This window comes from Micromonospora sp. NBC_01796 (genome assembly GCF_035917455.1).
Classification (GTDB): Bacteria; Actinomycetota; Actinomycetes; order Mycobacteriales; family Micromonosporaceae; genus Micromonospora_G.
Genome location: NZ_CP109078.1, coordinates 5,184,995 through 5,208,872 on the forward strand (window position 1 = coordinate 5,184,995; position 23,878 = coordinate 5,208,872).

Annotated in this window: 21 protein-coding genes; 20 read left to right on the forward strand and 1 reads right to left on the reverse strand. The window is 72.4% G+C overall.

What is annotated here, in order from left to right; genetic code table 11:
• Positions 1–3 precede the first annotated feature (3 nt).
• The 20 genes from OIE47_RS23960 (at position 4) to OIE47_RS24055 (ending at position 21,992) form a co-directional block, all read left to right on the forward strand.
• Positions 4–1,530: a UDP-N-acetylmuramoyl-L-alanyl-D-glutamate--2,6-diaminopimelate ligase gene (locus OIE47_RS23960; protein ID WP_326556767.1), complete on the forward strand. Its 1,527-nt coding sequence runs from the start codon at positions 4–6 to the stop codon at positions 1,528–1,530.
• On the forward strand, positions 1,527–2,954 hold the full coding sequence (locus OIE47_RS23965; protein WP_326556768.1) for a UDP-N-acetylmuramoyl-tripeptide--D-alanyl-D-alanine ligase: 1,428 nt from the start codon (positions 1,527–1,529) through the stop codon (positions 2,952–2,954). The genes OIE47_RS23960 and OIE47_RS23965 overlap by 4 nt, the downstream gene beginning before the upstream one ends.
• Positions 2,951–4,057, forward strand: coding sequence for a phospho-N-acetylmuramoyl-pentapeptide-transferase (gene mraY / locus OIE47_RS23970; protein ID WP_326556769.1), 1,107 nt, complete (start codon positions 2,951–2,953; stop codon positions 4,055–4,057). The genes OIE47_RS23965 and mraY overlap by 4 nt, the downstream gene beginning before the upstream one ends.
• A 201-nt stretch (positions 4,058–4,258) precedes the next feature.
• A complete protein-coding gene (locus OIE47_RS23975) occupies positions 4,259–5,803 on the forward strand; it encodes an FtsW/RodA/SpoVE family cell cycle protein (protein WP_442791984.1) in 1,545 nt (514 codons plus the stop codon).
• Entirely contained in the window at positions 5,803–6,909 is a 1,107-nt protein-coding gene (gene murG, locus OIE47_RS23980; RefSeq protein WP_326556770.1) for an undecaprenyldiphospho-muramoylpentapeptide beta-N-acetylglucosaminyltransferase, read from the forward strand. Before OIE47_RS23975 ends, murG begins: the two co-directional genes overlap by 1 nt.
• A gap of 32 nt (positions 6,910–6,941) precedes the next feature.
• Positions 6,942–8,426, forward strand: coding sequence for a UDP-N-acetylmuramate--L-alanine ligase (murC, locus tag OIE47_RS23985; RefSeq protein ID WP_442791985.1), 1,485 nt, complete (start codon positions 6,942–6,944; stop codon positions 8,424–8,426).
• Between the two features lie 101 nt (positions 8,427–8,527).
• Positions 8,528–9,265: a cell division protein FtsQ/DivIB gene (locus OIE47_RS23990; RefSeq protein WP_326563223.1), complete on the forward strand. Its 738-nt coding sequence runs from the start codon at positions 8,528–8,530 to the stop codon at positions 9,263–9,265.
• Between the two features lie 297 nt (positions 9,266–9,562).
• Positions 9,563–10,693, forward strand: coding sequence for a cell division protein FtsZ (ftsZ, locus tag OIE47_RS23995; RefSeq protein ID WP_326556771.1), 1,131 nt, complete (start codon positions 9,563–9,565; stop codon positions 10,691–10,693).
• Positions 10,694–10,702: 9 nt separating this feature from the next.
• A complete protein-coding gene (locus OIE47_RS24000; protein WP_326556772.1) occupies positions 10,703–11,449 on the forward strand; it encodes a YggS family pyridoxal phosphate-dependent enzyme in 747 nt (248 codons plus the stop codon).
• A gap of 190 nt (positions 11,450–11,639) precedes the next feature.
• Positions 11,640–12,356, forward strand: coding sequence for a cell division protein SepF (locus OIE47_RS24005; RefSeq protein WP_326556773.1), 717 nt, complete (start codon positions 11,640–11,642; stop codon positions 12,354–12,356).
• Positions 12,357–12,380: 24 nt separating this feature from the next.
• Positions 12,381–12,680 carry a YggT family protein gene (locus OIE47_RS24010; RefSeq protein WP_326556774.1) on the forward strand — a complete coding sequence of 100 codons (300 nt, stop codon included), beginning with the start codon at positions 12,381–12,383 and terminating at the stop codon, positions 12,678–12,680.
• A gap of 52 nt (positions 12,681–12,732) precedes the next feature.
• Positions 12,733–13,536, forward strand: a complete 804-nt coding sequence (locus tag OIE47_RS24015; RefSeq protein WP_326556775.1) for a DivIVA domain-containing protein — start codon at positions 12,733–12,735, stop codon at positions 13,534–13,536.
• Positions 13,537–13,606: 70 nt separating this feature from the next.
• Positions 13,607–14,320, forward strand: a complete 714-nt coding sequence (locus OIE47_RS24020) for a hypothetical protein (protein WP_326556776.1) — start codon at positions 13,607–13,609, stop codon at positions 14,318–14,320.
• An 11-nt stretch (positions 14,321–14,331) separates the two neighbouring features.
• A complete protein-coding gene (locus tag OIE47_RS24025; RefSeq protein WP_326556777.1) occupies positions 14,332–14,658 on the forward strand; it encodes a DUF167 domain-containing protein in 327 nt (108 codons plus the stop codon).
• A gap of 22 nt (positions 14,659–14,680) precedes the next feature.
• Positions 14,681–16,183 (forward strand): potassium/proton antiporter, encoded by a 1,503-nt coding sequence (locus tag OIE47_RS24030; RefSeq protein ID WP_326556778.1) that lies wholly within the window; start codon positions 14,681–14,683, stop codon positions 16,181–16,183.
• A gap of 489 nt (positions 16,184–16,672) precedes the next feature.
• Positions 16,673–17,095: a TraR/DksA family transcriptional regulator gene (locus OIE47_RS24035; protein ID WP_326556779.1), complete on the forward strand. Its 423-nt coding sequence runs from the start codon at positions 16,673–16,675 to the stop codon at positions 17,093–17,095.
• Positions 17,096–17,199: 104 nt separating this feature from the next.
• Positions 17,200–17,865 carry a signal peptidase II gene (gene lspA, locus OIE47_RS24040; protein WP_326556780.1) on the forward strand — a complete coding sequence of 222 codons (666 nt, stop codon included), beginning with the start codon at positions 17,200–17,202 and terminating at the stop codon, positions 17,863–17,865.
• Positions 17,862–18,824, forward strand: coding sequence for an RluA family pseudouridine synthase (locus OIE47_RS24045; protein WP_326556781.1), 963 nt, complete (start codon positions 17,862–17,864; stop codon positions 18,822–18,824). The genes lspA and OIE47_RS24045 overlap by 4 nt, the downstream gene beginning before the upstream one ends.
• A 48-nt stretch (positions 18,825–18,872) precedes the next feature.
• The gene (locus OIE47_RS24050) at positions 18,873–19,952 is read left to right on the forward strand and encodes a hypothetical protein (RefSeq protein WP_326556782.1); all 1,080 of its coding nucleotides are present in this window, start codon (positions 18,873–18,875) and stop codon (positions 19,950–19,952) included.
• A gap of 528 nt (positions 19,953–20,480) precedes the next feature.
• Complete coding sequence (locus OIE47_RS24055; RefSeq protein ID WP_326563224.1) at positions 20,481–21,992, forward strand: AAA family ATPase; 1,512 nt, start codon at positions 20,481–20,483, stop codon at positions 21,990–21,992.
• A gap of 19 nt (positions 21,993–22,011) precedes the next feature.
• On the opposite strand, the gene OIE47_RS24060 is transcribed toward OIE47_RS24055, so the two are convergent.
• Entirely contained in the window at positions 22,012–23,805 is a 1,794-nt protein-coding gene (locus OIE47_RS24060) for a hypothetical protein (RefSeq protein WP_326556783.1), read from the reverse strand.
• Positions 23,806–23,878 lie beyond the last annotated feature (73 nt).

Below are 23,878 nucleotides of genomic sequence, written 5' to 3' on the forward strand. Positions count from 1 at the left end.
GCCGTGCCCGGCAATCCACGTCCACGCACGGTGATTCCGATCCGGCTCCGCGAACTCGCCGACCGGCTCGGGGTCCAACCGCCTGACGACCCCGCCCTGGCGGTGACCGGGGTGACCCACGCCAGTGGCGAGGTCCGACCCGGTGACCTCTACGCGGCGCTGCCCGGATCACGCCGTCACGGCGCGGAGTTCGTGTCGGCGGCGGTCGCGGCCGGCGCGGTGGCCGTACTGACCGATCCGGAGGGAACCCCGGCCGCGATCGCCGCCGGACTCCCGGTGCTGGTCGTACCGGACCCCCGCGCGGTGCTCGGCACCGTGGCCGCCGAGGTCTACGGGGAGCCCACCGCCGGGCTGATCATGATCGGCATCACCGGTACCGCAGGGAAGACCTCCACCGCGTACCTGGTCGAGTCGGGGCTGCGGGCCGCGGGCCACGTCACCGGCCTGATCGGCACGGTGGAGACCCGGCTCGGCGACCTGCGGGTGGACAGCATCCGTACCACCCCGGAGGCCACCGACCTGCACGCCATGTTCGCCGCCGCCCGGGAGCAGGGGGTGACCGCGGTGGTGATGGAGGTTTCCAGCCACGCGCTGGCCATGGGGCGGGTCGGCGGGGTCCGGTTCACCGCCGGTGGTTACACCAACTTCGGCCAGGACCACCTCGACTTCCACACCGACGCGGACGACTACTTCGCGGCCAAGGCCCGGCTGTTCGACGGCCGGTGCGACGTCGAGGTGCTCAACCTCGACGACAGGGCGCTGCGCCCGCTGTTCAAGCCGGCCACGGTCAGCTACTCGGCCGCCGGTGACCCGGACGCCACCTGGCGGGCCACCGGGATCAGCGGCTCGGGTTACGCCCAGCGGTTCACCGTCCTCGGCCCGGACGGGCTGGCGCTGGACACGACGGTGGCGCTGCCCGGTCGGCACAACGTGGCCAACGCGCTGCTCGCGATCGCCCTGCTGGTCGCCGCCGACGTGGACCCGGCGACCGCGACGGCCGGAGTGGCCGCGTGTGCGGGGGTGCCGGGCCGGCTGGAGTTGGTCGAGGCGCCCGGCCCGGTCCGCGGCGTGGTCGACTACGCCCACAAACCGGACGCGGTGGTCGCCGTACTGGCCGCCCTGCGTGAACTGACCGCGGGAGGTGGCCGGGTGATCTGCCTGATCGGCGCCGGTGGTGATCGGGACCGGCAGAAACGGCCGGTGATGGGTGCCGCCGCCGCGCGCGGTGCCGACCTGGTCATCGTCACCGACGACAACCCGCGTACCGAGGATCCGGCCGCGATCCGGGCCGAGGTCGTCCTCGGCGCGCGGGCCGTCGGCGACGGCGCCCGGATCCTGGAACTGGCCGGCCGACGGGCCGCCATCGACGAGGCGGTACGTCTGGCCGAGCCCGGCGACGTGGTCGCGGTGCTGGGCAAGGGACACGAGCGCGGGCAGGAGGTCGCCGGGCAGGTGTACCCGTTCGACGACAAGGTCGAGCTGGCGGCGGCGCTGACCGCCCGGTTCGGGCACCTGGTGGAGCAGCGATGATCGCCCTCACGCTGGCCGAGGTGGCCGCCGCGGTCGACGGGCGGCTGGTCGGTGCCGACCCCACGGCCCGGGTCACCGGTCCGGTCGAGTTCGACTCCCGCAAGGTCCGACCCGGCTCGCTGTTCGTCGCGTTCCCCGGCGAACACGTCGACGGCCACGACTACGCCGCCGCCGCCGTGCAGGCGGGTGCGGTCGCGGTGCTCGGCACCCGCGAGGTCGACGGGGTGCCGATGGTGCTGGTCGCCGACGCGCTCACCGCGATGGGGCCGCTGGCCCGCGCGGTGGTGGACCGGCTGCCCGAGCTGACCGTGATCGGGCTGACCGGCTCGTCCGGCAAGACCAGCACCAAGGACCTGGTGGCGCAGCTCGTCTCCCGGCTCGGCCCGACCGTGGCCCCGCCCGGCTCGTTCAACAACGAGCTGGGGCATCCGTACACCGCGTTGCAGGCCGACGAGCAGACCCGTTTCCTGGTGCTGGAGAAGGGCGCCCGGGGCCCCGGTCACGTGCGTTACCTGACCCGGGTGGTGCCGCCCCGGATCGCCGTGGTGCTCAACGTCGGGGTCGCCCACGTCGGCGAGTTCGGCTCGGTCGAGGCGATCGCGCAGGCAAAGGGCGAGCTGGTCGAGGCGTTGCCGGCCGCGGCCGACGGCGGGGTCGCGGTGCTCAACGCAGACGACCCACGCGTACGGGCGATGGCGTCGCGGACCACCGCCCGGGTGGTGCTGGTCGGGGAGGCCGCCGACGCCGAGGTACGCGCCACCGGGGTGACCCTGGACGACCGGGGCCGAGCGTCGTTCCTCCTGGTCACGCCGGACGGAAGCGTCCCGGTGCGGCTCGGGCTGTCCGGCCGCCACCAGGTCGGCAACGCGCTCGCGGCGGCTGCCGTGGCACTCGAGGTCGGGCTGCCACTGGCCGACCTGGCCACCGCGCTCGGTGAGCTGAGGCTGGTGTCGACCCGCCGGATGGACGTCTTCGACCGCCCCGACGGCGTGACGGTCATCGACGACTCGTACAACGCGAATCCCGCCTCGATGTCGGCCGCGCTGCGTGCGCTGGCCGAGTTCGGGCGGGACCGCAGGACCGTCGCGGTGCTCGGCTACATGGCCGAGCTCGGCGAGTTCGAGCAGCAGGGACATGATGAGGTCGGCCGGCTCGCGGCCGATCTGGGTGTCGACCGGCTCTTCGTGGTTGGTGACTCGGCGGCGCCGATCCACCACGGGGCGTCGGCGGTAGGTACTTGGGGAGGAGTGTCGGTGCTGGTGACCGATCAGGCGGAGGCGGTGGCCGCGGTACGGGCCCAACTACGCCCGGGCGACGTGGTCCTCGTGAAGGGCTCGCGCTACCGCACCTGGGAGGTGGTCGACGCGCTGCGCGCCGACGCCACGACGGGGACCGGGAACGGGACCGAAGGGGTTGACGCGTGAGGGCGGTCATCGTCGCCATCGGCGTGTCCTTCCTGGTGTCGCTCTTCGGTACGCCGCTGGCGATCAAGCTGTTCACCCGGCTCAAGGCGGGCCAGCCGATCCGGGCCGAGGGCCCGATCATGCACCAGGGCAAGAAGGGCACCCCGACCATGGGCGGGGTGGTGTTCATCATCGCCACGGTGATCGCGTACGTCGCCGGTCACCTGGCCCTGACCACGCTGCCGAGCCAGCAGATCGCCCAGGTGCAACCGACCATCACCGCGCTGGTGCTGCTGGGCCTGATGGTCTTCGCCGGTGCGGTCGGTTTCATCGACGACTTCCTGAAGGTCCGCAAGCGCAACAGCGCCGGGCTGAACAAGCGCGGCAAGCTGCTGGGGCAGATCCTGGTCGGCGCGGTGTTCGGGGTGATCGCGCTCTACTTCCCCAGCACCAACGGGCAGACCGTGGGCTCCACGACGCTGTCGTTCATCCGGGACATCAACGCGCTCGAGGTCGGCAAGATCGCCTCGGTGATCATCTTCATCTTCGTGGTGATGGCCTCGACCAACGGGGTGAACCTGACCGACGGGCTCGACGGCCTGGCCACCGGCGCCTCGGTGATGGTGCTCGCCGCGTACGCGTTGATCGCGTTCTGGCAGTACCGGCACTGGTGCGCCGACCCCGACTACAACATCCGCCCCTCGACCTACTGCTACGAGGTACGCGACCCGCTGGAGATCGCACTGATAGCCGGGGCCGCGGCCGGGGCCTGTGTCGGCTTCCTGTGGTGGAACACCTCCCCGGCGCGGATCTTCATGGGTGACACCGGCGCGCTCGGCCTGGGCGGGTTGATCGGTGGCATGGCGATGTCCACCCGTACGGTGCTGCTCCTGCCGATCATCGGTGGCCTCTTCGTGATCATCACGATGTCGGTGGTGATCCAGATCATCTCGTTCCGGACCACGGGCAAACGCGTGTTCCGGATGTCCCCGCTGCAACACCACTTCGAACTGGCGGGGTGGAGCGAGGTCAATATCGTGGTCAGGTTCTGGATCATCGCCGGGATCGGGGTCGCGATCGCCCTGGGCCTGTTCTACAGCGATTTCCTCGCCGCCGTCACCTGATCGTCACCGGGCTGCCGCCCGGCCCGGGTACGGGTGGGACCCTCCGTTCGATCGGGCGGTCCCACCCGTACTCCGGGGGTCGGCTCCGTCCGATAGCCGACCCGGATCCGACACGCCGACCGTCCGCCTGCGGTGACCCGGTACGGGATGCGTCGATGATGGGCCGATGACTGCGCTGGGTGGGACCCGGGGGCCGGCGAGATGACGGGCGAGCAGCCGCGGCAGCCGGCCGCCGGCGGACGTACGACAGGATCGCCTGGACCGGGCCCGAAGCGACCGCCCGGTCCCGGCCAGGCGGACCTCGACCTGGCCGGCGGCCTGGCCGCCCTGCGCGGGCTGCTGGACCGCCCGCTGGCCTCCTACTACCTGCTGCTGTCCAGCGCCGGCCTGCTGCTGGTGATCGGGCTGACCATGGTCTTCTCCGCCACCAGCGTCACCGAGTACGCCGAGGGCGGCAACGCCTTCGGCGCGCTGGCCAAGCAGACCGTCTTCGCGGTGATCGGGCTGGTCGCCTTCTGGGCCTGCCAACGCCTGCCGGCGCGGACCTTCCGTGCCCTGGGCCGGCCGGTCCTCGCCCTGGCGGTGGGCCTGCTGCTGGTGCTCAACGGACTGCTGCTGCTGTTTCCGTACGGGGATCCCGACGACAAGGAAGGCAAGCTCGGCCCGTTGATGGCCAGCCTGAACTGGCTGCATCTGGGCCCGGTCCAGGTGCAGCCCTCGGAACTGGCGAAGTTCGCCCTGGTGCTCTGGGGCGCCGACCTGATCGCCCGCAAGGGCGCCGCGCTGGGCTACTGGCGCGAACTGGCGCTGCCACTGTTCCCGGTCGTCGGCCTGCTCTTCCTGCTGGTCGGGTACAACGACCTCGGCACCATGCTCTGCCTGCTCGCCGTGGTGGTCGGCCTGCTCTGGGCTGCCGGGGTACGGATGCGGGTCTTCGCCGTCCTGTCGATGCTCGGGCTGGCCGGGGTCGGCCTGCTGGTCGCCGCCGCCTCCGGCGGTGGCGGTTCGGGCACCGACGGTGCCGACAACTACCGCCTGCTGCGGCTCACCTCGTTCCTGAACCCGCCGGAGAACTGCGCCGAGGACGCCTGTTACCAGGCCCGGGAGGCGCTGCTCGCGATCGACCACGGCGGCTGGTTCGGGGTCGGGCTGGGCCGGGGGACCGGCAAGTGGAACTGGCTGCCGATGGCGCACAACGACTTCATCTTCGCGGTCGTCGCCGAGGAACTGGGCGTGGTCGGGTGCGCGGTGGTGCTCGCCCTGTTCGCCGTGCTGACGTACAGCGGACTGCGGATCGCCCGGCGGGTCGACGACCCGTTCCGGCGGCTCGCCGCCGCCGCCGCGACCACCTGGCTGGTCACCCAGGCGATCATCAACGTCGGCGGGGTCACCGGGATGCTGCCGATCACCGGCCTTCCGCTCCCGTTCATCTCCGACGGCGGAAGTGCCCTGGTGGTGACCCTCGCCGCGATCGGGATGCTCGCCTCGTTCGCCCGCGCCGAACCGGACGCCGCCCGAGCGCTGAACGCCCGCCCGCCGGCCCGATGGGTACGACTAGTCTGGGCCCCGTTGCCGCCGCTTTCCACGGGCCGGCGCACGGGATCGAGTCCCGGTGCCGCCGCCCGTGATGCCGAGTCCCGATCGGGTAAGCGGCGCGACGGGCAGGCTCGGCCGGACGGTGGTCGGGCGCCGGGTGGTCGGGCGGCACGGGAGCGTGCCGGCTCGGCGAACGAGAGGAGACGCTGATGGGTCCGCTGCGGTCGGTTGTGCTTGCCGGAGGTGGCACCGGGGGGCATATCTACCCGCTGCTGGCCTTTGCCGACTGCCTGCGTCGTCACGACCCCGGTGTACGGATCACCTGCGTCGGTACGCCGCGCGGCCTGGAGAACGAGCTGATCCCCCCGCACGGGTACGACCTGCGTCAGATCCCGGCGTACCAGCTTCCCCGGTCGATGAACCTGAACCTGCTGCGTACCCCGGACCGGATGCTCAAGGCCTCCCGGGCCGCCGGCAAGGTGCTCGACGAGGTCCGCGCGGACGTGGTGGTCGGCTTCGGCGGGTACGTCTCCGTGCCGGCGTACCTGGCCGCCTGGCGTCGGGAGCTGCCGATCGTGATCCACGAGGTGAACGTGCCGCCGGGCGTGGCCAACCGGCTCGGGATGAAGTTCACCAAGCACATCGCGGTGGGCTTCCCGCACCAGCCGCAGCAGGCCGAGTCGCTGCGCGACGCCCGGGTGGTCGGGGTACCGCTGCGCCGGGGCATCACCGGGCTGGACCGGGTGGCCCACCGGGCCGCCGCACGGGCCCACTTCGGGCTCCGGCCCGACCTGCCGACCCTCTTCGTCTCCGGTGGTTCCCAGGGCGCCCGCTCGATCAACCTGGCGGTGTCCGGGGCGGCCAAGGAACTGGCCCGCGCCGGGGTGCAGGTGCTGCACGTGATCGGTGCCCGCAACGAGGGCATCTCCGTCCCCAGTGACCTGCCGGTCCCGTACGTGACGCTGCCTTACCTGTCCGAGATGGAACTCGGGTACGCCGCCGCCGACCTGATGCTCTGCCGGGGCGGTGCGATGACGGTCGCCGAGGTCGCCGCGATCGGGCTACCGGCGATCTACGTGCCGTACCCGCACAGCAACCAGGAGCAGAAGCGCAACGCGCTGCCGGTGGTCGAAGCGGGCGGCGGGCTGCTCGTCGACGACGCCGAACTCACCCCGGGCTGGGTCGAGCAGAACGTGCTGCCGCTGGCCCGCGACCCGCGCCGGCTGGCCGCGATGAGCACCGCGGTCGCGAGCTACGGCCGGCGCGACGGCGACGAGGCGTTGCTGGACTTCGTCTACGAGGCGGTGACCCGGTGACCGGGCAGACCGCGAAGGAGAAGGTTGGCCCTATGAACACCGCGCAGTCCAGTCCGGCCGGTACGGTCGCCGCCGAGGACCTCGGCACCGTACACCTGATCGGGATCGGTGGGATCGGGATGAGCGGGGTGGCCCGCCTGCTGCTCACCCGGGGCATTCCGGTCTCCGGCAGCGAGTTGCGGGAGTGGCCGGCGCTGGCCTCCCTGCGGGCCCTCGGCGGCACGATCCACATGAGTCACGAGGCGGCCAACCTCGACGGGGTGGACACGGTGGTCTACTCCACCGCCATCCCGCAGGACCACCTGGAGATGGTCGAGGCGCGCCGGCGCGGGCTGCGGGTGCTGCACCGGTCGGAGGCGCTGGCCGCGGCGATGACCGGGCACCGGACGATCGCGGTCGCCGGGACCCACGGCAAGACCACCACCACCTCGATGCTCACGCTGATCCTCCAGCAGGCCGGCGAGGATCCGTCGTTCGTGATCGGTGGCGAGATCTCCGAGGCCGGGTCGAACGGCCACCACGGCAGCGGGCAGTACTTCGTCGCCGAGGCCGACGAGAGCGACCGCTCGTTCCTGCTCTACCGGCCGTACGTGTCGATCATCACGAACATCGACGAGGACCACCTCAACACGTACGGCGACTACGCCGGGCTGGAGGCCGGGTTCGCCGAGTTCGCCCGGCTGACCGACCGGGACGGGTTCGTGGTCACCTGCGCCGACGACCCGGGCACCCACCGGCTGGCCGAGGCGCTGCGCGCGGAGGGTCGGACGGTCTACACGTACGGGCTGGCCGCCGACGCCGACCTGCGACTGTCCGAGGTGGCCTCCTCGGCCGCCGGTGCGCGTTACCTGGCCACCCTGGACGGCGAGTCGCTGGGCGAGATCCAGCTGCCGATCCCCGGCCGGCACCTCGCCCTGAACAGCGCCGCCGCGGTGCTGACCGCGCTGAAGCTGGGCCTGCCGGTGTCGGCGGCGGTGACCGCCCTCGGCACCTTCCCCGGCGTACGTCGGCGGTTCGAGCGCAAGGGCGTGGTCGACGGGGTGCTGGTCTACGACGAGTACGCCTACCACCCGACCTCGATGACCGCCGCGCTGCAGACCCTGCGGGAGGTGGCCGGTGACGGGCGCCTGATCGTGGTCTTCCAGCCGTACCGGGTCTACCGCACCCGCGACCTGCAGGACCAGCTCGCCGCCGCGCTCGGCATCGCCGACGAGGTGGTGATGCTGGAGGTCTTCGGTCCCGGCGAGGTACGCCAGCCGGGGGAGGGCGCGGCGGCGCTGACCGCGGCCGTACCGCTGCCGGCGGAGCGGAAGATCTTCCTCGAGTCCTGGGCGGACGTGCCGGCCGAGGTGGTCCGGCGGGCGGGGCGGGGCGACGTGGTGGTGACCATGGGCGCGCCGCCGATCTCGCTGATGGGCGACGAGCTGCTCGCCGCGCTCGCCGGTGAGCCGGCCGAGGCCGTCCGGGACACGGTCGCGGCCCCCGGCCCGGCCGGATCGACTCCAACCGGCGCGTGACGCCGGGTACGCCTCCCCGAGGCCGTCCCGCCGCACCGGGTTCGGGCGCGTCCGCCGGGCCCGGTGCGACCGGCCGGGGCGGCGCCGAGCGGCGGTGGCGACTGGTCCGGGCGGGTAGTGACGCCGTACCGCCGTCGGCCCGGCGTTTCATGCGCCGGGCCCGGCAGCGCCGGTTGCGTGCCGCGCTGCCCTGGGCCAGCGTCGGCGCGGTGCTGGTGCTCGCCGCCCTGGTCACCTGGGTCGTCTACGGCACCTCGCTGTTCGGGGTCGGCGAGTTGCGGGTGACCGGCACCGCCCTGACCACCCCCGAGCAGGTACGCGGTGCGGCCGGGGTGCCGGCCGGGCTGCCGTTGGCCCGGGTGGACCTGGCCGAGGTCCGGGACCGGGTCGGTGACCTGCCGCCGGTCGAGCGGGTGACCGTGTCCCGGCAGTGGCCGGGCACCCTGCTGGTCGAGGTGGTCGAGCGGACCGCCGTGGCGGTGGTGCCCCAGGGTCGCCAGTTCGCGGTGGTGGACGGTGCGGGTGTGGTGTTCCGGACGCTGCCGCAGCGGCCGGCCGGGTTGCCGCTGGCCCGGGTCGCCTCACCGGGGCGCGACGACGCCGCCACCCGGTCGGCGTTGCAGGTGCTGGCCGCGCTGACCCCGCAGTTGCGCGAGCAGCTCGTCGAGGTGGCGGTGGAGGGTCCGGCGCGGATCGTGGTGAAACTCCGTGGCGACCGGACCGTGGTCTGGGGCGACTCGACCCGCAGCGACGCCAAGGCGACGGTGGCCACCGCGCTGCTGGGCCGGGACAGCGACACCATCGACGTCAGCTCGCCGGACGTGGTGACCATTCGCTGAACCCGATGGCTGCGCCCCGGTCCGGGGTGCGGGCCGCCGGTTCCGTTGGGCCACCGGGTTCGTGAGCGCGGTTGACCGATTGTGGACGGGCGTGGCGACACGCCGCGCAGGTCCTTGGTTGACGACGCACGGGCGCTTACGTTGCCCGGAGAGGATCAGTGGTTGACATAACTATAACTCTCTAGTAGAGGGTGAGGGTTTCCCTTCGCCCGCTCGTACCGGGGGTGGATGTCGACCATGGTCCAGCCGGGCCGCGTGACGGGCCGGCGCCGCCAATCTCGAAGGGAAAGGACCCCGATGACACCTCCGCACAACTACCTGGCGGTCATCAAGGTCGTCGGCATCGGTGGCGGCGGCGTCAACGCCGTCAACCGGATGATCGAGGTTGGGCTCAAGGGCGTCGAGTTCATCGCGATCAACACCGACGCCCAGGCCCTGCTGATGAGTGACGCCGACGTCAAGCTCGACGTCGGCCGGGAGCTGACCCGGGGGCTCGGCGCGGGCGCCAACCCGGACGTCGGCAAGAACGCCGCCGAGGACCACCGCGACGAGATCGAAGAGGTGCTCAAGGGCGCCGACATGGTCTTCGTGACCTGCGGTGAGGGCGGCGGTACGGGCACCGGCGGCGCGCCGGTGGTGGCGAACATCGCCCGCAAGCTCGGCGCCCTGACCATCGGCGTGGTGACCCGCCCGTTCTCGTTCGAGGGCAAGCGCCGGCAGGTGCAGGCCGAGGCGGGAATAGAAGAACTCCGCAACCAGTGCGACACCCTGATCGTGATCCCGAACGACCGGCTGCTCGCCCTGGGTGACCGCGGGATCAGCATGATGGACGCCTTCCGTCAGGCCGACCAGGTGCTGCTCTCCGGTGTGCAGGGCATCACCGACCTGATCACCACCCCCGGTCTGATCAACCTCGACTTCGCCGACGTCAAGAGCGTGATGAGCGGCGCCGGCAGTGCGCTCATGGGCATCGGCAGTGCGCGTGGTGACAACCGGGCCGTGGAAGCGGCCGAGGCGGCCATCTCCAGCCCGCTGCTCGAGCAGAGCATGGACGGCGCGCGGGGCGTACTGCTCTCCATCGCCGGCGGGTCGGACCTCGGTCTGTTCGAGATCAACGACGCGGCCCAGCTCGTCACGGACGCGGCCCACCCGGATGCCAACATCATCTTCGGTGCGGTCATCGACGACGCGCTCGGCGACGAGGTCCGGGTCACCGTGATCGCGGCCGGGTTCGACGGCGGTACGCCCTCGTACAAGGCGGCCGAGCCGCCGCGCAAGGTGAGCCAGTCGCAGCCGCAGGCTCAGCCCGCCGTCGCCCACGGTTCGGCGTCGACCACCCAGAGCACCCCGCCCGCGCCGACCCAGTCGACCCGTCGGGTGCTCTTCGACGACGTCGACGTGCCGGACTTCCTCAAGAACGGTTCCTGAGCCGGCCCGATGAACGCACCAGCCAGCGCGGCGCAGCTCGACCGCCGCGCGCAACTCGCGGCCAGCCTCGCCCGGACCAGGGCCAGGATCGCCGACGCGGCGGAGGCGGCCGGCCGTACGCGGGATGCGGTCACCATGGTCGCCGTGACCAAGACGTACCCGGCCAGTGACGCAGTGTTGCTGGCCGGGCTCGGTGTCCGGGAGATGGGCGAGAACCGGGACCAGGAGGCGGCGCCGAAGGCGGCCGAGGTGGCAGCCGCCGGAGTGGACGTTCGCTGGCACTTCGTCGGCCAGCTGCAGCGCAACAAGGCCCGTTCGGTGGTCACGTACGCCGACCTTGTCCATTCGGTGGACAGCGTCCGTCTGGCGGGCGCGTTGGCCGCTGCCGCGGACCGGCACCGGGACCGTCCCCTGGACGCGTTGGTGCAGGTCAGCCTCGACGGGGACGCCGACCGGGGCGGGGCACTGCCGGACAGTGTCGACACCGACCGGGGCCTGGCCCCGGTGGCGGCCGAGATCGCCCGGCACGACGGACTGCGGCTGGCCGGACTGATGGCCGTGGCGCCGCTGGGCTGGGAGCCGGAGCGGGCGTTCGCGCGCCTTGCCGAGGTGGCGGCCGGTTTCCGGGTCGACCACCCGGACGCGGGGGTGCTCTCGGCCGGCATGAGCGGCGACCTGGAGACGGCGATCACGTACGGCGCGACACATGTGCGCGTCGGTAGCGCGTTGCTCGGAATGCGTTCCACGCTGCGGTAGCCTGGCAACGGACACCAAACTACAACAGTGTTGTTTGAGGCGTACTCACCGCCATCGGGGGGTTGGGGGGACGACCGGGACACCGGGCGTCGGCGAGCGGTCTCGGACCGGTGGGCACTGCAGTGTTCACGCGCGTGACAGTGGCATGGGCACGGGGGGCGTGTCGCACGGCGGACGGAGGGGCGCGGCGATGGGTGCACTGCGCAAGGCGGGGGTCTGGCTCGGGCTGGTCGAAGAGGACGACGAGCGGGCCTACGACGACGGCTACGACAACAAGGCCGGTTACCGCGGCGACTCGCGTTACCGGCAGAGCCGGTACGCCGAGGAGTTCTCCGACGAGGACGACGAGCCGGACGAGCCGCCGGCGGTGCCGCGCTCCCGGTCCACGGACCGTGGTGGTCGGCTGTCGGAGCGTGCGGGCACCCGGTCCGGTGATCCGGACCGGTCCGACAGTGACCGGTCGGAGCGGGCCGACCGTCCGGAACGGACCGAGCGGGCCAGTGTCCGCTCCATCACCCGACCCAACTCCACCGAGCCGTCCTCCGCGCTGACGTACCACACCCGTGACGACCTGGCGCTCGCACCGCAGGTGCAGATGCGCGAGCGGGTGGCGCCGGAGGAGGACCAGCGGTACCAGATCACGACGCTGCACCCCACCACATACCGCGAGGCCCGCACCATCGGCGAACACTTCCGAGATGGTGTCCCTGTGATCATCAACCTCACCGAGATGGATGAGGCCGATGCCCGCCGATTGGTCGATTTCGCCGCCGGGTTGGCCTTCGGGCTGCGCGGTACGATCGAGCGCGTGACCAACCGGGTGTTCCTACTCTCACCGGCTAATGTCCAGGTCACCGCGGAGGACAAGGCCAAGATCGCTGAGGGTGGGTTTTTCAGCCTGAGTTAGCCCGACCGAGGGATCTCGCCTGCCGTGTCTTCGATCCTGTTCCAAGTCCTGTACCTGATCCTCTACATCTTTTTGCTGGTTCTTTTGGCCCGATTTGTCCTGGGGGCCGTGCTGCAGTACGGCCGCCGGTGGCAACCGGGTCGCGGAGCGTCGGCAGGACTCGAAACGGTGTGGAGCGTCACTGATCCGCCCCTCAAGGCGTTGAGGCGTGTGATCCCACCGTTGCGAATTGGTACCGTGAGCATCGACCTGGCCTCCCTTGTGCTCCTGGTTATCCTGTTCGTGCTGATGGAGTTCGTGTTAAGGCCGTTGATCCACGGGTGAACAGCCTGGTGACCAGCGCGCTACGCGGCCGCAACTGACCCGAGGAGTTTCGATGCCGCTGACCCCGGCTGACGTACACAACGTCGCCTTCAAGAAGCCGCCGATCGGCAAGCGGGGGTACGACGAGGAGGAGGTCGACGCCTTCTTGGACGAGGTCGAGCGAGAGCTCGCCCGTCTGATCGAAGAGAACAATGAGCTTCGCGCCCAGGTGGAGCGCGGCGGTCGTGGCGGCGCTCCAGCCGGCCCGGGTGCCGATCCCCGACTGGCCGCCGAGCTGAACGATGTCAAGGCCCAGCTCGACCGGGTGCAGCGCGACAAGGCGGCGGCCGAGCAGGCCGCCCGGGCGATGCAGGCCGAGCTGGAGCAGGTGCGTTCGCAGAGTGGCCCGGTCGCGGGCGGCGACGGCGAGCAGCAGGCACTGCGGGTGCTGATGATGGCGCAGCGTACGGCCGACGACCACGTGTCGGACGCCCGCCGCGAGGCCGACAAGCTGCTCTCCGACGCGCGTTCCAAGGCCGAGGAGGTCACCCGCGAGGCGCGGGCCAAGGCCGACGCCCTCGAGCGGGACGCGCGCCAGCGCCACCAGGAGGCCATGGGCGGCCTGGACGCCAAGCGCACCGCGTTGCAGAAGCACATCGAGGAGCTCAAGCAGTTCGAGCGTGAGTACCGCACCCGGCTCAAGGCGTACCTGGAGAGCCAACTGCGGGACCTCGACGGACGTGGACAGGGTCTCGAAGCGGAGATGACCCGGACCGACGGCAATCGGTCCGGCGGCGGATCCGCGAGCCTGGCCGCGGCCGGACTGGCCAACTCCTACGGCGGCAGCCGCTCCGGCGCGCTCGAAGCCGGGCGCTGACCAAGCTCGTACGGGTCGGCCCGCACCACACGACAACAACAGTTGGAAACGATGCGGCGAGGGGTGAGCCGTGATAGTCGGAAGTCTCCTGCTCATCCTCGTCGCGGTCGCGCTGCTCGTGCTCGGGCTGGCCAACGGTTCGAGCGTGCTGCTGATCGCCTCCATCGCGGCGAGCCTGTTGGCTGCCGTCGCACTGGTGGTGGGCGCCCGCCAGGCGGCCGCCATCCGCAACGGGGGCGGCGACCCCGAGGAGGAGTCCCTCCCGGTGGCCGGTGGCGAGGGTGTCGGTGAGCCGCACCCTCGCCGGGCCGCGGCCGGCGCTCGCGGCAACGAGTGGCGGCGGTCCGACCGGTTCGACCTCGACGACCCGGTGACCGGGCTCGACGCACCGGTCGAGGTGCTGGTCCCCCATCAGGGCGGCCAGCGTCACCAGGGTGGGCCCGACCCGATGAGCACCGACGACCCCGGCCGGCGGCAACCGGCCGAGGGCGCCGGGCCATGGGCCACGGGCCGCACCGAGGCCGGGGCGTCCGACGAGGACCCGTTCCCGGACGAGCCGGCGGAGCAGTACGTCGCCCCCGCCGACGCGGCCCGGCTCGCCCGGATGGCCGACGACGTCCTGGTGGTCGACGGCCGGCCGCGTTACCACCTCGCCGACTGCCCGCACCTGCGGGATCGGGAGACCGAACCACTACCCGTCGGCGAGGCGGTCGAACTCGGCTTCACGCCGTGCGCCGTCTGTGAGCCGAACACCAGGCTGCTCGCCGACACCCGCCGCGGCTGAGTGCCGGCACAGTGCCCACCGGTGAGGCCGTATCGGCCAGCACGGATCCCGTGACCGTCGCGGTACGGGTCAAGCCCGGTTCCTCGCGGATCCGGGTCGGCGGGGCCTTCGCGGGCCCGTACGGCTCGGCCCTGGTCATCGCGGTGAACCCGCCGGCCGTCGACGGCCGGGCCACCGAGGCCGCCCGGCTGGCGCTGGCGCGGGCCCTCCAGGTCCGCCCGGCCGCGGTGCTGCTGCGCTCCGGCGCGGCCAGCCGGGACAAGCTCTTCCTGGTCGAAGGCCCGGCCGAGGTGCTGGACGCCCGGCTGCGCCGGCTGCGGGACGGGATACCCGAGTGAGGACCGTCCGCGCGGGGCGCGCATGACGCACGGCCTCGATGTCGCCCTCCTGGTCGGAGCGGCGGTGCTGCTGATCGCCGTCGGCGCGGTCCGGCTCTCGACCCGGCTCGGTGTGCCCAGCCTCCTGGTCTACCTGGCCATCGGCGTGGCGATCGGCGAGTCCGGACTCGGCATCCGGTTCGACGACGCCGAACTGACCCGCGTCCTCGGCTTCTGCGCGCTGATCGTGATCATCGCCGAGGGCGGGTTGACCGCCCGGTGGAGCATGTTGCGACCGGTGCTCGGGGTGTCCGTACTGCTCTCCACCGTCGGGGTGGTGGTCAGCATCGCCGTGGTCGGGGTGGCGGTGCACCTCCTGCTCGGGCTCGACTGGCGGCTCGCCCTGCTCTACGGGGCGGTGCTCTCCTCCACCGACGCGGCCGCGATCTTCGCCACCCTGCGCCGGCTCCGGTTGCCGCCCCGGATGGTCGCCACCCTCGAGGCCGAGTCGGGCATGAACGACGCCCCGGTGGTGCTGCTGGTCATCCTGCTCGCCACCCCGGCCCTCGGCGCCCACCCGTGGTGGTGGGAGGTGCTCCTGGTCGTCTACGAACTGGTCATCGGCTCGGCGATCGGCTTCCTGGTCGGCATCGGCGGGCGGTGGACGCTGCGCCGGGCCGCGCTGCCGTCCTCCGGTCTCTACCCGATCGCCGCGGTCGGACTGACCGTGCTCGCGTACGGGGCCGGCACCGTCCTGCACGCCTCCGGCTTCATCGCCGTGTACGTCGCGGGCGTGGTGCTGGGCAACGCCCGCCTCCCGCACCGCCAGTCGATCCTGGGATTCGCCGACGGGCTCGCCTGGCTGGCCCAGATCGGGCTGTTCGTCCTGCTCGGGCTGCTCGTCTCACCCGGCCGCCTGGGCAACGCGCTGCTGCCGGCCGTGGTCGCCGGGGTGGCCCTGGTCTTCGTGGCCCGGCCGCTGTCGGTCGCGGTCTCCGCCTCACCGTTCGGTACGAAGCTGCGCGACCAGGTCTTCCTGTCCTGGGCCGGGCTGCGCGGGGCGGTGCCGATCGTGCTGGCGACGATCCCGCTCTCCGAACGGATGCCCGGCGCCGACCGGCTCTTCGACGCGGTGTTCGTACTGGTGGTGATCTTCACGGTGGTGCAGACCTCGACGCTCGCCCCGGTGGCTCGCTGGCTCGGGGTGGTCGCCCCGGCGGAGGTGTCCGAACTGCGGGTGGAGACGGCCCCGCTGGAGCGGATGGGCGCGGACCTGCTGCAGTTGGAGATCCCGTCGGGTTCCCGACTCGCCGGGGTGCACATCGACGAACTCCGGCTCCCGGTCGGCGCCTCGGTGACCCTGGTGCTGCGCGAGGGGAGCGGGTTCGTACCGGCTCCGGACACCCGGTTGAAGGTCGGCGACAGCCTGCTCGTGGTCGCCACCGAGCAGGTCCGGGACGCCGCCGAGAGCCGGCTGCGGGCGGTCAGCCGACGCGGGCGACTGGCCCGCTGGTTCGGCGAAAGCGGGGACGATCGTGACACATGATCTGCTAGGTTCTTTTTGCCCGGATTAGGGATTACTCCGGGCTGAAATGCGTGACATCGGTGCGGCGTGTTGTCGGACGTCTGTACGTTCCGTATTCTTGCCAACCTCCGGAGTGCGCGGCGGCCCGCCGCGCGCCCGTTTTGCAACTGGGGGACGCTATGGCCGAGCGGGCGCAAACCGCGGGCGGGGCGGCCCCGGATTCCGGCTCGTCGCCGGTGGATTCCGGCGCCGAACAGTCGGCGAACACAACGGCAGCGGAGACACCGCGGACGGCTCCGGCCGCCGACGGACCTCCGCCGGCGGTAACACCGGTCACACCGCCCAGTCCGGCGACCCTGGCGAAATGGGCGGCGGCCAGACGGGCACCGAGGCCGTCGGAGAACGGCGCGACGGCCCCGAACGGCGCGGCCGGATCCCACCTCCGGGTCGCGGAACAGACGAGTCCAGGCACCGCCGATCGCCGCGGGGAACGCGGCCGAGGGAGCGACGATGGCGAAGCCAGCTGACACCAAGACCGCAGCGGGACGCAAGTCGGCGGAGAAGGCCACCCGCAGCCCCGCGGAGACGGAGAAGATCCGGGCCGCCCTGGCAGCCCGGCGTGACGACTTGCGCGCCGAGTACGATCAGACCCTGAGCGAGATTACCGAGCTGCAGCGCGACCGGCTGACCGACTCGGCCGGGGACGACCAGGCCGACACCGGGACCAAGACGTTCGAGCGGGAGCAGGAGATCTCTCTCGCCAACAGCATCCTGGAGCGGATCACGCAGGTGGAACGGGCGCTGGAGCGGCTCGACGAGGGCGGCTACGGCTGGTGCGAGAAGTGCGGCAACCCGATCCCGGTGGAGCGGCTCGCCGCGTTCCCGTCCGCCACCCTGTGTGTCTCGTGCAAGCAGTTGGAAGAGCGACGCTGAGCGACCGGCTCGGCGCGGCGGGCGCAACCCCGCCCGCGCCGGGCCGACGGGACCGCGTCGCCGAAAGGTGAGAGGCAGTCCCGCTGAACGTCGATGGGGAGCAGATGACCGCAGTACGCCCCGCCGGGCCCGACACCGCCGTACCGAAGGTGGGTGTGGGCCGACGGCGGGCGATCACTATCCTCGTGGCGACCGCGGTCCTGGTCCTCCTCGCCGACCTCGGCACCAAGCAGTGGGCCCTGTCGGCCCTGACCCCCAGCGAGCCGGTACGGCTGTTCGGCGGCGCGGTCTACCTCACCCTGATCCGCAACAGTGGCGCCGCGTTCGGTCTCGGCTCCGAGTACACCTGGGTCTTCCCGCTGGTCACCGTCGCGGTGGTGGGCTGGATCAGCTGGATGGCGACCCGGCTGCGTTCGCTGCCCTGGGCCATCTCCCTGGGCCTGGTGCTCGCCGGTGCGCTGGGCAACTTCACCGACCGGATCTTCCGGGCACCCGGCCCGTTCCTCGGGCACGTGGTCGACATGGTCAGCCTCTTCGACCCGTACGGGCAGACCTGGCCGATCTTCAACCTCGCTGACAGCGCCCTGGTCAGCGGCGTGATCCTGGCGATCCTGCTCGAACTCACCGGCCGGCAGCGGGACGGCACCCGGGTCCGGAACCGCTCGGCCGGCGCCGACGACGGGACCGACCGGGACGCCTCCACCGAGACCCGGACGGCACCGGACAACCCGGACGCCGAACCGGGCAGTCGAGATCGGGATGTGCGATGACCTCCTCCACGTACGGATCGGGACCGGCCCGCGCGGTCGGCGACCAGCGGTCGCTGCCGGTGCCCGACGGACTCGACGGGATGCGCCTGGACCAGGCCGTCGCCCGCCTGTTCGGGCTCTCCCGGACCGCCGCCGCCACCCTCGTCGAAGGCGGTGACGCGCTGGTCGACGGCACCCCCCGCCCCAAGTCCGACAAGGTCAGCGCGGGTTCCTGGCTGGAGGTGACCCTGCCGGCGCCACCGGTTCCCCCGCAGGTCGTCCCGCAGTCGGTGGACGGCCTCCGGGTGATCTACGCCGACGACGACATCGTCGTGGTGGACAAGCCGGTCGGCGTCGCCGCCCACCCCAGCCCCGGCTGGACCGGACCGACGGTGATCGGCGGCCTGGCCGGCATCGGCCACACCATCGCCACCAGCGGTGCCGCCGAACGGCAGGGCGTGGTGCACCGGCTCGACGTGGGCACCACCGGCGTGATGGTGGTGGCCAAGAGCGAGCAGGCGTACAGCGCCCTCAAGCGGGCCTTCAAGGTGCGCGAGGTGGAGAAGCGCTACCACGCGGTGGTCCAGGGACACCTCGACCCGCTGCGCGGCACCGTGGACGCGCCGATCGACCGGCACCCCACCCACGACTGGCGGTGGGCGGTGATGGCAGATGGCAAGCCGAGCATCACCCACTACGACACGCTCGAGGCGTTCCCGGCGGCGAGCCTGCTCGACGTACGGCTGGAGACCGGGCGTACGCACCAGATCCGGGTGCACCTGTCCGCCCTGCGTCACCCCTGCGTGGGTGACCTGACGTACGGCGCGGATCCGACGCTTTCCGCCAGACTCGGACTGGATCGGCAGTGGCTGCATGCCCGAGAGCTCAGTTTTCTCCACCCCCGTACGGCCGAAGAGGTTCGCTTCGTCAGCGACTACCCTGACGATCTGAAGAAGGCGCTCGCCGTACTGCGCGACTGAGCGTCGAAGCGACCACCATCGACCGTCCGACAAGGGGGAGTGCCGACCGTGCGTGCCGGCGACCTGCTGCGTCAGTTGGATCGACGCCTGCTCCCACCGCTCGCCCGGAGCCTGGCCCGGCTCGGCCAGGGGCCGCTGCGGATGCGGGTGCTCACCACCGCAGCCCTGCTCTCCTCGGTCGCCGTACTGGTCACCGCGGTCTGGGCGGCGGACCGGGGGCAGGTCGGTGGTGACCCGACGGTCGGCGAGGTGACCCGGGTCGGGGTGATCGAGGGGGAGTCGATCCCCGGTTACGTCGAGTCCAGCCGGACCGAGTTGAAGGCGCTGGTCAACACACCGCCGACGGGTCCGGGCGGGCAGACGTACGCGCTGGTCACCTTCGCGGCGTACCTGGCACCGGACCGGCTGACCCCGATCATCTCGGACGTGTCCGTCTCGGAGGTCTTCGCCCGGGTGCCGCTGCCGCAGACCCAGACGGAACTCGTCCGCATCCCGGCCATGCGGATCCCGGACGACGTGCTCGCCGGGATGCGGAAGGTCGCCGAGCGCAAGGACCGGGAGGCCGCCGACTACCGGGAGCGCGCCGCCGGGCTGCCCGCCGACGGCGACCCGGAACTGCGCCGGCTGTACGACACCGGGGCGCAGGTCGCACTCGACGAGGCGACCGCGTACAACGAGCTCTGTTCGTGTGTCTACGCGGCCATCGTCCGGGCCGCACCGGCGGCGCTGGACCGGATCGCGGACCGGCCCGGGGTACGGGCGGTCGACCCGGCGCCGGAGGTACGCCGCCTCGACCGGGCGGTGTTCACCCCGCCGCTGCCCGACCAGCTCGACGTGGCCCACCCACCGGCCGATGCCGGGCTGCCCGTCCCCTCGGCGACCGCCGGGCCGAGCACCGGCCCGGCCCCGGACCCCGCCACCGGGTCGCCGGTCCCGCCGACGCAGGCCCCGCCGCCGCCGAGTGTGAGTCCGACGACGTTCGAACCGACCGCCGGTCCGCCGTCGATTTCTCCGACGACCCCGGTCGTCTCGGTGGAACCGTCGTCACCGGTCCCGTCGGCGCCCCCGAGTCTGGTCGACGATTACCTGGTGGAGCCCACGGAAGGTGGACTGGTGGCGGCTCGCTGAGCGGCGACGGTCGCACCCGCGGGGTCAACGCATTGTCTGGCGAACCGGACACTGGTGTCGGCCCTCCGGTGTGGCCTTAATAGGGTTTGCCTCATAGCCTTGTCAGGCGGGGCACCGAGGGCGCTGGGAGGGCAAGCCGTGGACGGCACCGAGACCGGCTGGAGCCGGCCGGCGGAACCAGCACCGCGTTGGCGCGCGTTGCTGGACCGAGCGCGGCTTGGCGGCGGTAGCCGCTCCGCTGAACAACCCGAACCGGAAGACCGCTGGGTGGAGGACCTTCGGGCCGCCGGCGCGTCCGCGGACCTCGGCGGCCCCCGATCCGGTGGTGGGCAGCAGGACTGGTCGGATGTCGGCCATCCCGCCGACGTCGGTTACCGTCCGGAGCCGGTGAACCCGGCCGGTCCGGGTTACGGACCGGATCCGGGTGAGTCCCGCTACTCCGTCCTCGACAACGGCTACCGGCAGGAGCCGGCGCAGCCCGGTGAGTCCCGCTACGCGGCCCTGGAGTCCGAGTACCGCCGGACCCCGATGGAGACCGACTACGGCCGGGCGGAGCCGGGCTACGGCCGGGCCGAGCCGACCGCCTACGGTCGCCCCGAGCCGGAGTACGGCCGCCCCGACGCGGCCGGTTACGGCCGGGCCGAGCCGGGCTACGCCCGCCCGGACGCCGCCGGTTACGCCCGCCCCGAGCCTGACTACGGTCGGGCGGACCCCGCCGGCTACGGCCGCCCGGAGGCTCCCACCTACGGTCGCACCGAGCCGGAGTACGGCCGGCCCGACGCGGCCGGTTACGGCCGGGCGGAACCGGGATACGGTCGCGCGGAACCGGCCGCCTACGGCCGCCCCGAGCCGGACCACGGTCGCCCGGACGCTCCCGCCTACGGTCGCCCCGAGCCGGACCACGGCCGGGCCGATCCCACCGCGTACGGCCGGGTCGATCCCGGTTATGCCCCGGCCCGGTCCGGTTCGGTCGGCGCGGCCTCGGTACCGACCGCGGTTCCGCTGCCGACCGCCGGCCCGACGGCCGGACCGCCCCCGATCATCGCGCCGCCCATCATCACCCCGGTCGTGCCGCCGGTGCCGGACCCGGTGGCACCCGCACCGGTCTCGGCGGCGGCCCGGGTCGCACCGGTACGCGGTGGTGCCGCCGTCCGGGGCGCCGCGGCACCCGCGAACGGCAACTCCTACGGCGCCCCCGGCCGGGTCGAGTGGCGGGAGGGCGCACCGGACGCCGAGGTCGACCGCGCGGTCAGCGTGCTGCGACGCGACCTCGGCACCCCCAGGGTGCTCGCCTTCGCCAACCCGAAGGGCGGGGTGCACAAGACCACCGCGACGGTGCTCGCCGCCGCCACCGTGGGCAGTGTGCGGGGCCGGGGGGTGCTCGCCTGGGACGACAACGAGCTGCGCGGCACCCTCGGGTTGCGCGCCGGCAGCGCCCGGCACGCCCGTACCATCCGGCACCTGATCACCGACCTGGCCGAGGTCGAACTGCGCACCGGTACGGACCTGACCGGGCGGCTCGACGACTACCTGCGGCACGCCTCGGACGGGTCGTACAACGTGCTGGCGGGCGAGGAGAGCCCCCGGTTCGCGTCCCGACTGGACCAGCAGACCGTACGGCGGGTGCTCGACCTGCTGCGGCGTACCCAGGACGTGATCTGCGTCGACACCGGCAACAACGTGGAGAGCGTCAACTGGCAGACGGTGATCCAGGCCGCCGACCAGTTGGTGGTCACCACCGTGCCCCGCGAGGACGCGGCGTTCGCGGCCGACTGGATGCTCGACCTGCTGCACGAGGTGGGCATGGGTGAACTGGCCGACAACGCGGTCACCCTGGTCTCCTGCCCCACACCGGGCCGGTCGCCGTTGCAGGCCGACCTGGAACGGCACTTCGCCACGCGTACCCGCGCGGTGGTCGTGGTCCCGTACGACCCGGCGCTGGAGAGCGGTTCGTCGATCGAGTACGGCAACCTCCAGCACGACACCCGGCAGGCCTGGCTGAAGGCGGCCTCGGTCATGATCGAGCCGTTCGCCCGCTGAGTCCCGGTTCGCCCGGCCGTCACCCGGTACCGGACGGCGCCGGAGCCGGCTGGGAGGCGTCGGCCGGTACGGGCGTGGGGCTGGTCGGGGCCGGTGTGCCGGCGGCGGGTGAGGTGGACCGGTCGGATCTCCCGCAGTCGTGCAGGCGGCCGTACGCCGAGCAGGTCCCGCCGTGCGGGTACCACTTGGTGTGGGCGATCCAGGCGAAGTAACCGGTGCTGTTGCGCCGGCTGTCCGGCATGTACTGGTCCGTCATCGCGGAACCGGCCGAGGCGAGCAGCAGCAGCAACGGGATGCAGATGATCCCGAACGGGACGCCGGTGCGAGGTGTGGCCGCGGGATCCGGGCGGGCGGCCAGCCGTTCGCGCAGGGCGGTGAGCCCGAACAACAGCCCGAAGCCGGTGAGGATCAGCAGGCAGTAGAGCAGCACCATGGTCGTACGTGGATAGAGGCGTACGGTCAGGGTCTCCCACTGCTCGCTGGCCAGCCACATCCGCAGCAGCCAGGCGCTGACCGCGCAGAGCCCGACCGTGACCACCACGGTCCGGCGCCAGCCGAACCAGAGCGCGAGCCCGAGCCCGACGACGAGCCCGATGGTGAACAGCCCCACCCCACCGAGTTCACCCAGCGGTGGCCAGGCCGGTCCGGCGTCGGCCGGTCGGTCGTTGCGCCACATCGCGACGTACGCGGGCTCGGTGTCGGTGTCGAAGTAGAAGTAGTTGTCGGCGGTCCCGCCGGTGCCGGCGAGCAGTCCCCGCAGGTGCACCCAGGAGACCACCAGCAGGGCGGCGAGTGTCGAGGTGGCGAGCAGCAGGACCTTCGCCCAGGCCCGTCGCCACGGTGCCAGGAGCAGGAACGCGGCGGCCACCCCGGCGGCGCACCAGACGAACCAGCCGGAGTAGAGCAGGAAGAGCAGGCCCAGGCCGGTGCCGTAGGCCAGGCCGAGTCCGGCCGTACGCCGCAGGTCGAGCCCGGCGGTCCGGCGGACCGTCTGCAGGTAGCGGACCAGGACCGGGATCAGCATGACCAGGGTGATCTGCGGGTACGGCTTGACCGGCTCGATGAACGGCAGCATCGCGACCACGCCGATGCCCAGTGCCCAGACCGGGCGCAGGACCAGCCGCCAGGCGAGGTAGGCGGCCGGGCCGAACAGGGCGGTGCCGACGAGCTGGATCTCCTTGATGGCGAAGGCGTGGGACTGGTCGCTCACCTTCGCCCAGCCCCGGATCAGCCAGAAGATGGCCGGCGGGTAGTGGTTCGGCACGGTCTCGCCCCGCGTCATCCGGCCGATCCAGTCGAGGATCCAGGCGTAGTCGCCGCCGCCGGCCCACAGTCCCCACTCGGTGCCGCGCAACGCGACGTCGATGCCCCCGGCCACCAGCCCGGTGGTCAGTCCGGCGATGACCGCGCAGCCGACGGTGACCGCCCGGCCCCGCCGTGCCGGGTCGAGCAGCCGGTGGGCCAGGACCAGGGCGGTGACCAGCACGATGGCCACCACCGCGAACCGGAACTGGAGCGCGGCCAGACCGCTGACCTGCCCCTTGCGGTCGAGCGGGTCGACGTCGACGGTGCGGCTCCAGGCCAGGAACGCCACGGCGGTGCCGACGCTGGCGACCGCCTCGATCGCGTACCAGGGGAGCCGGCGGGATCCGGCGGCGGCGATGCCGGTGCCGCCGGTGTCGCCCGGCCCGGTGGCCGAGGTCGCCGTGGTGCGGGTCTCCGGATGGTCCGTACGGACCGTTCCGGTCTGCTCCGGTGGGGCCACGACCTCCTGCCGCGGGTTGGGCACGACCGAGCTGTCGTGGGTTGTCATCCCTGCCCCTTCGACGCAACGCTACGGCTTCCTGACGGACTGCTACGGCTGGTTGGAGACGGTATCGCAGTCG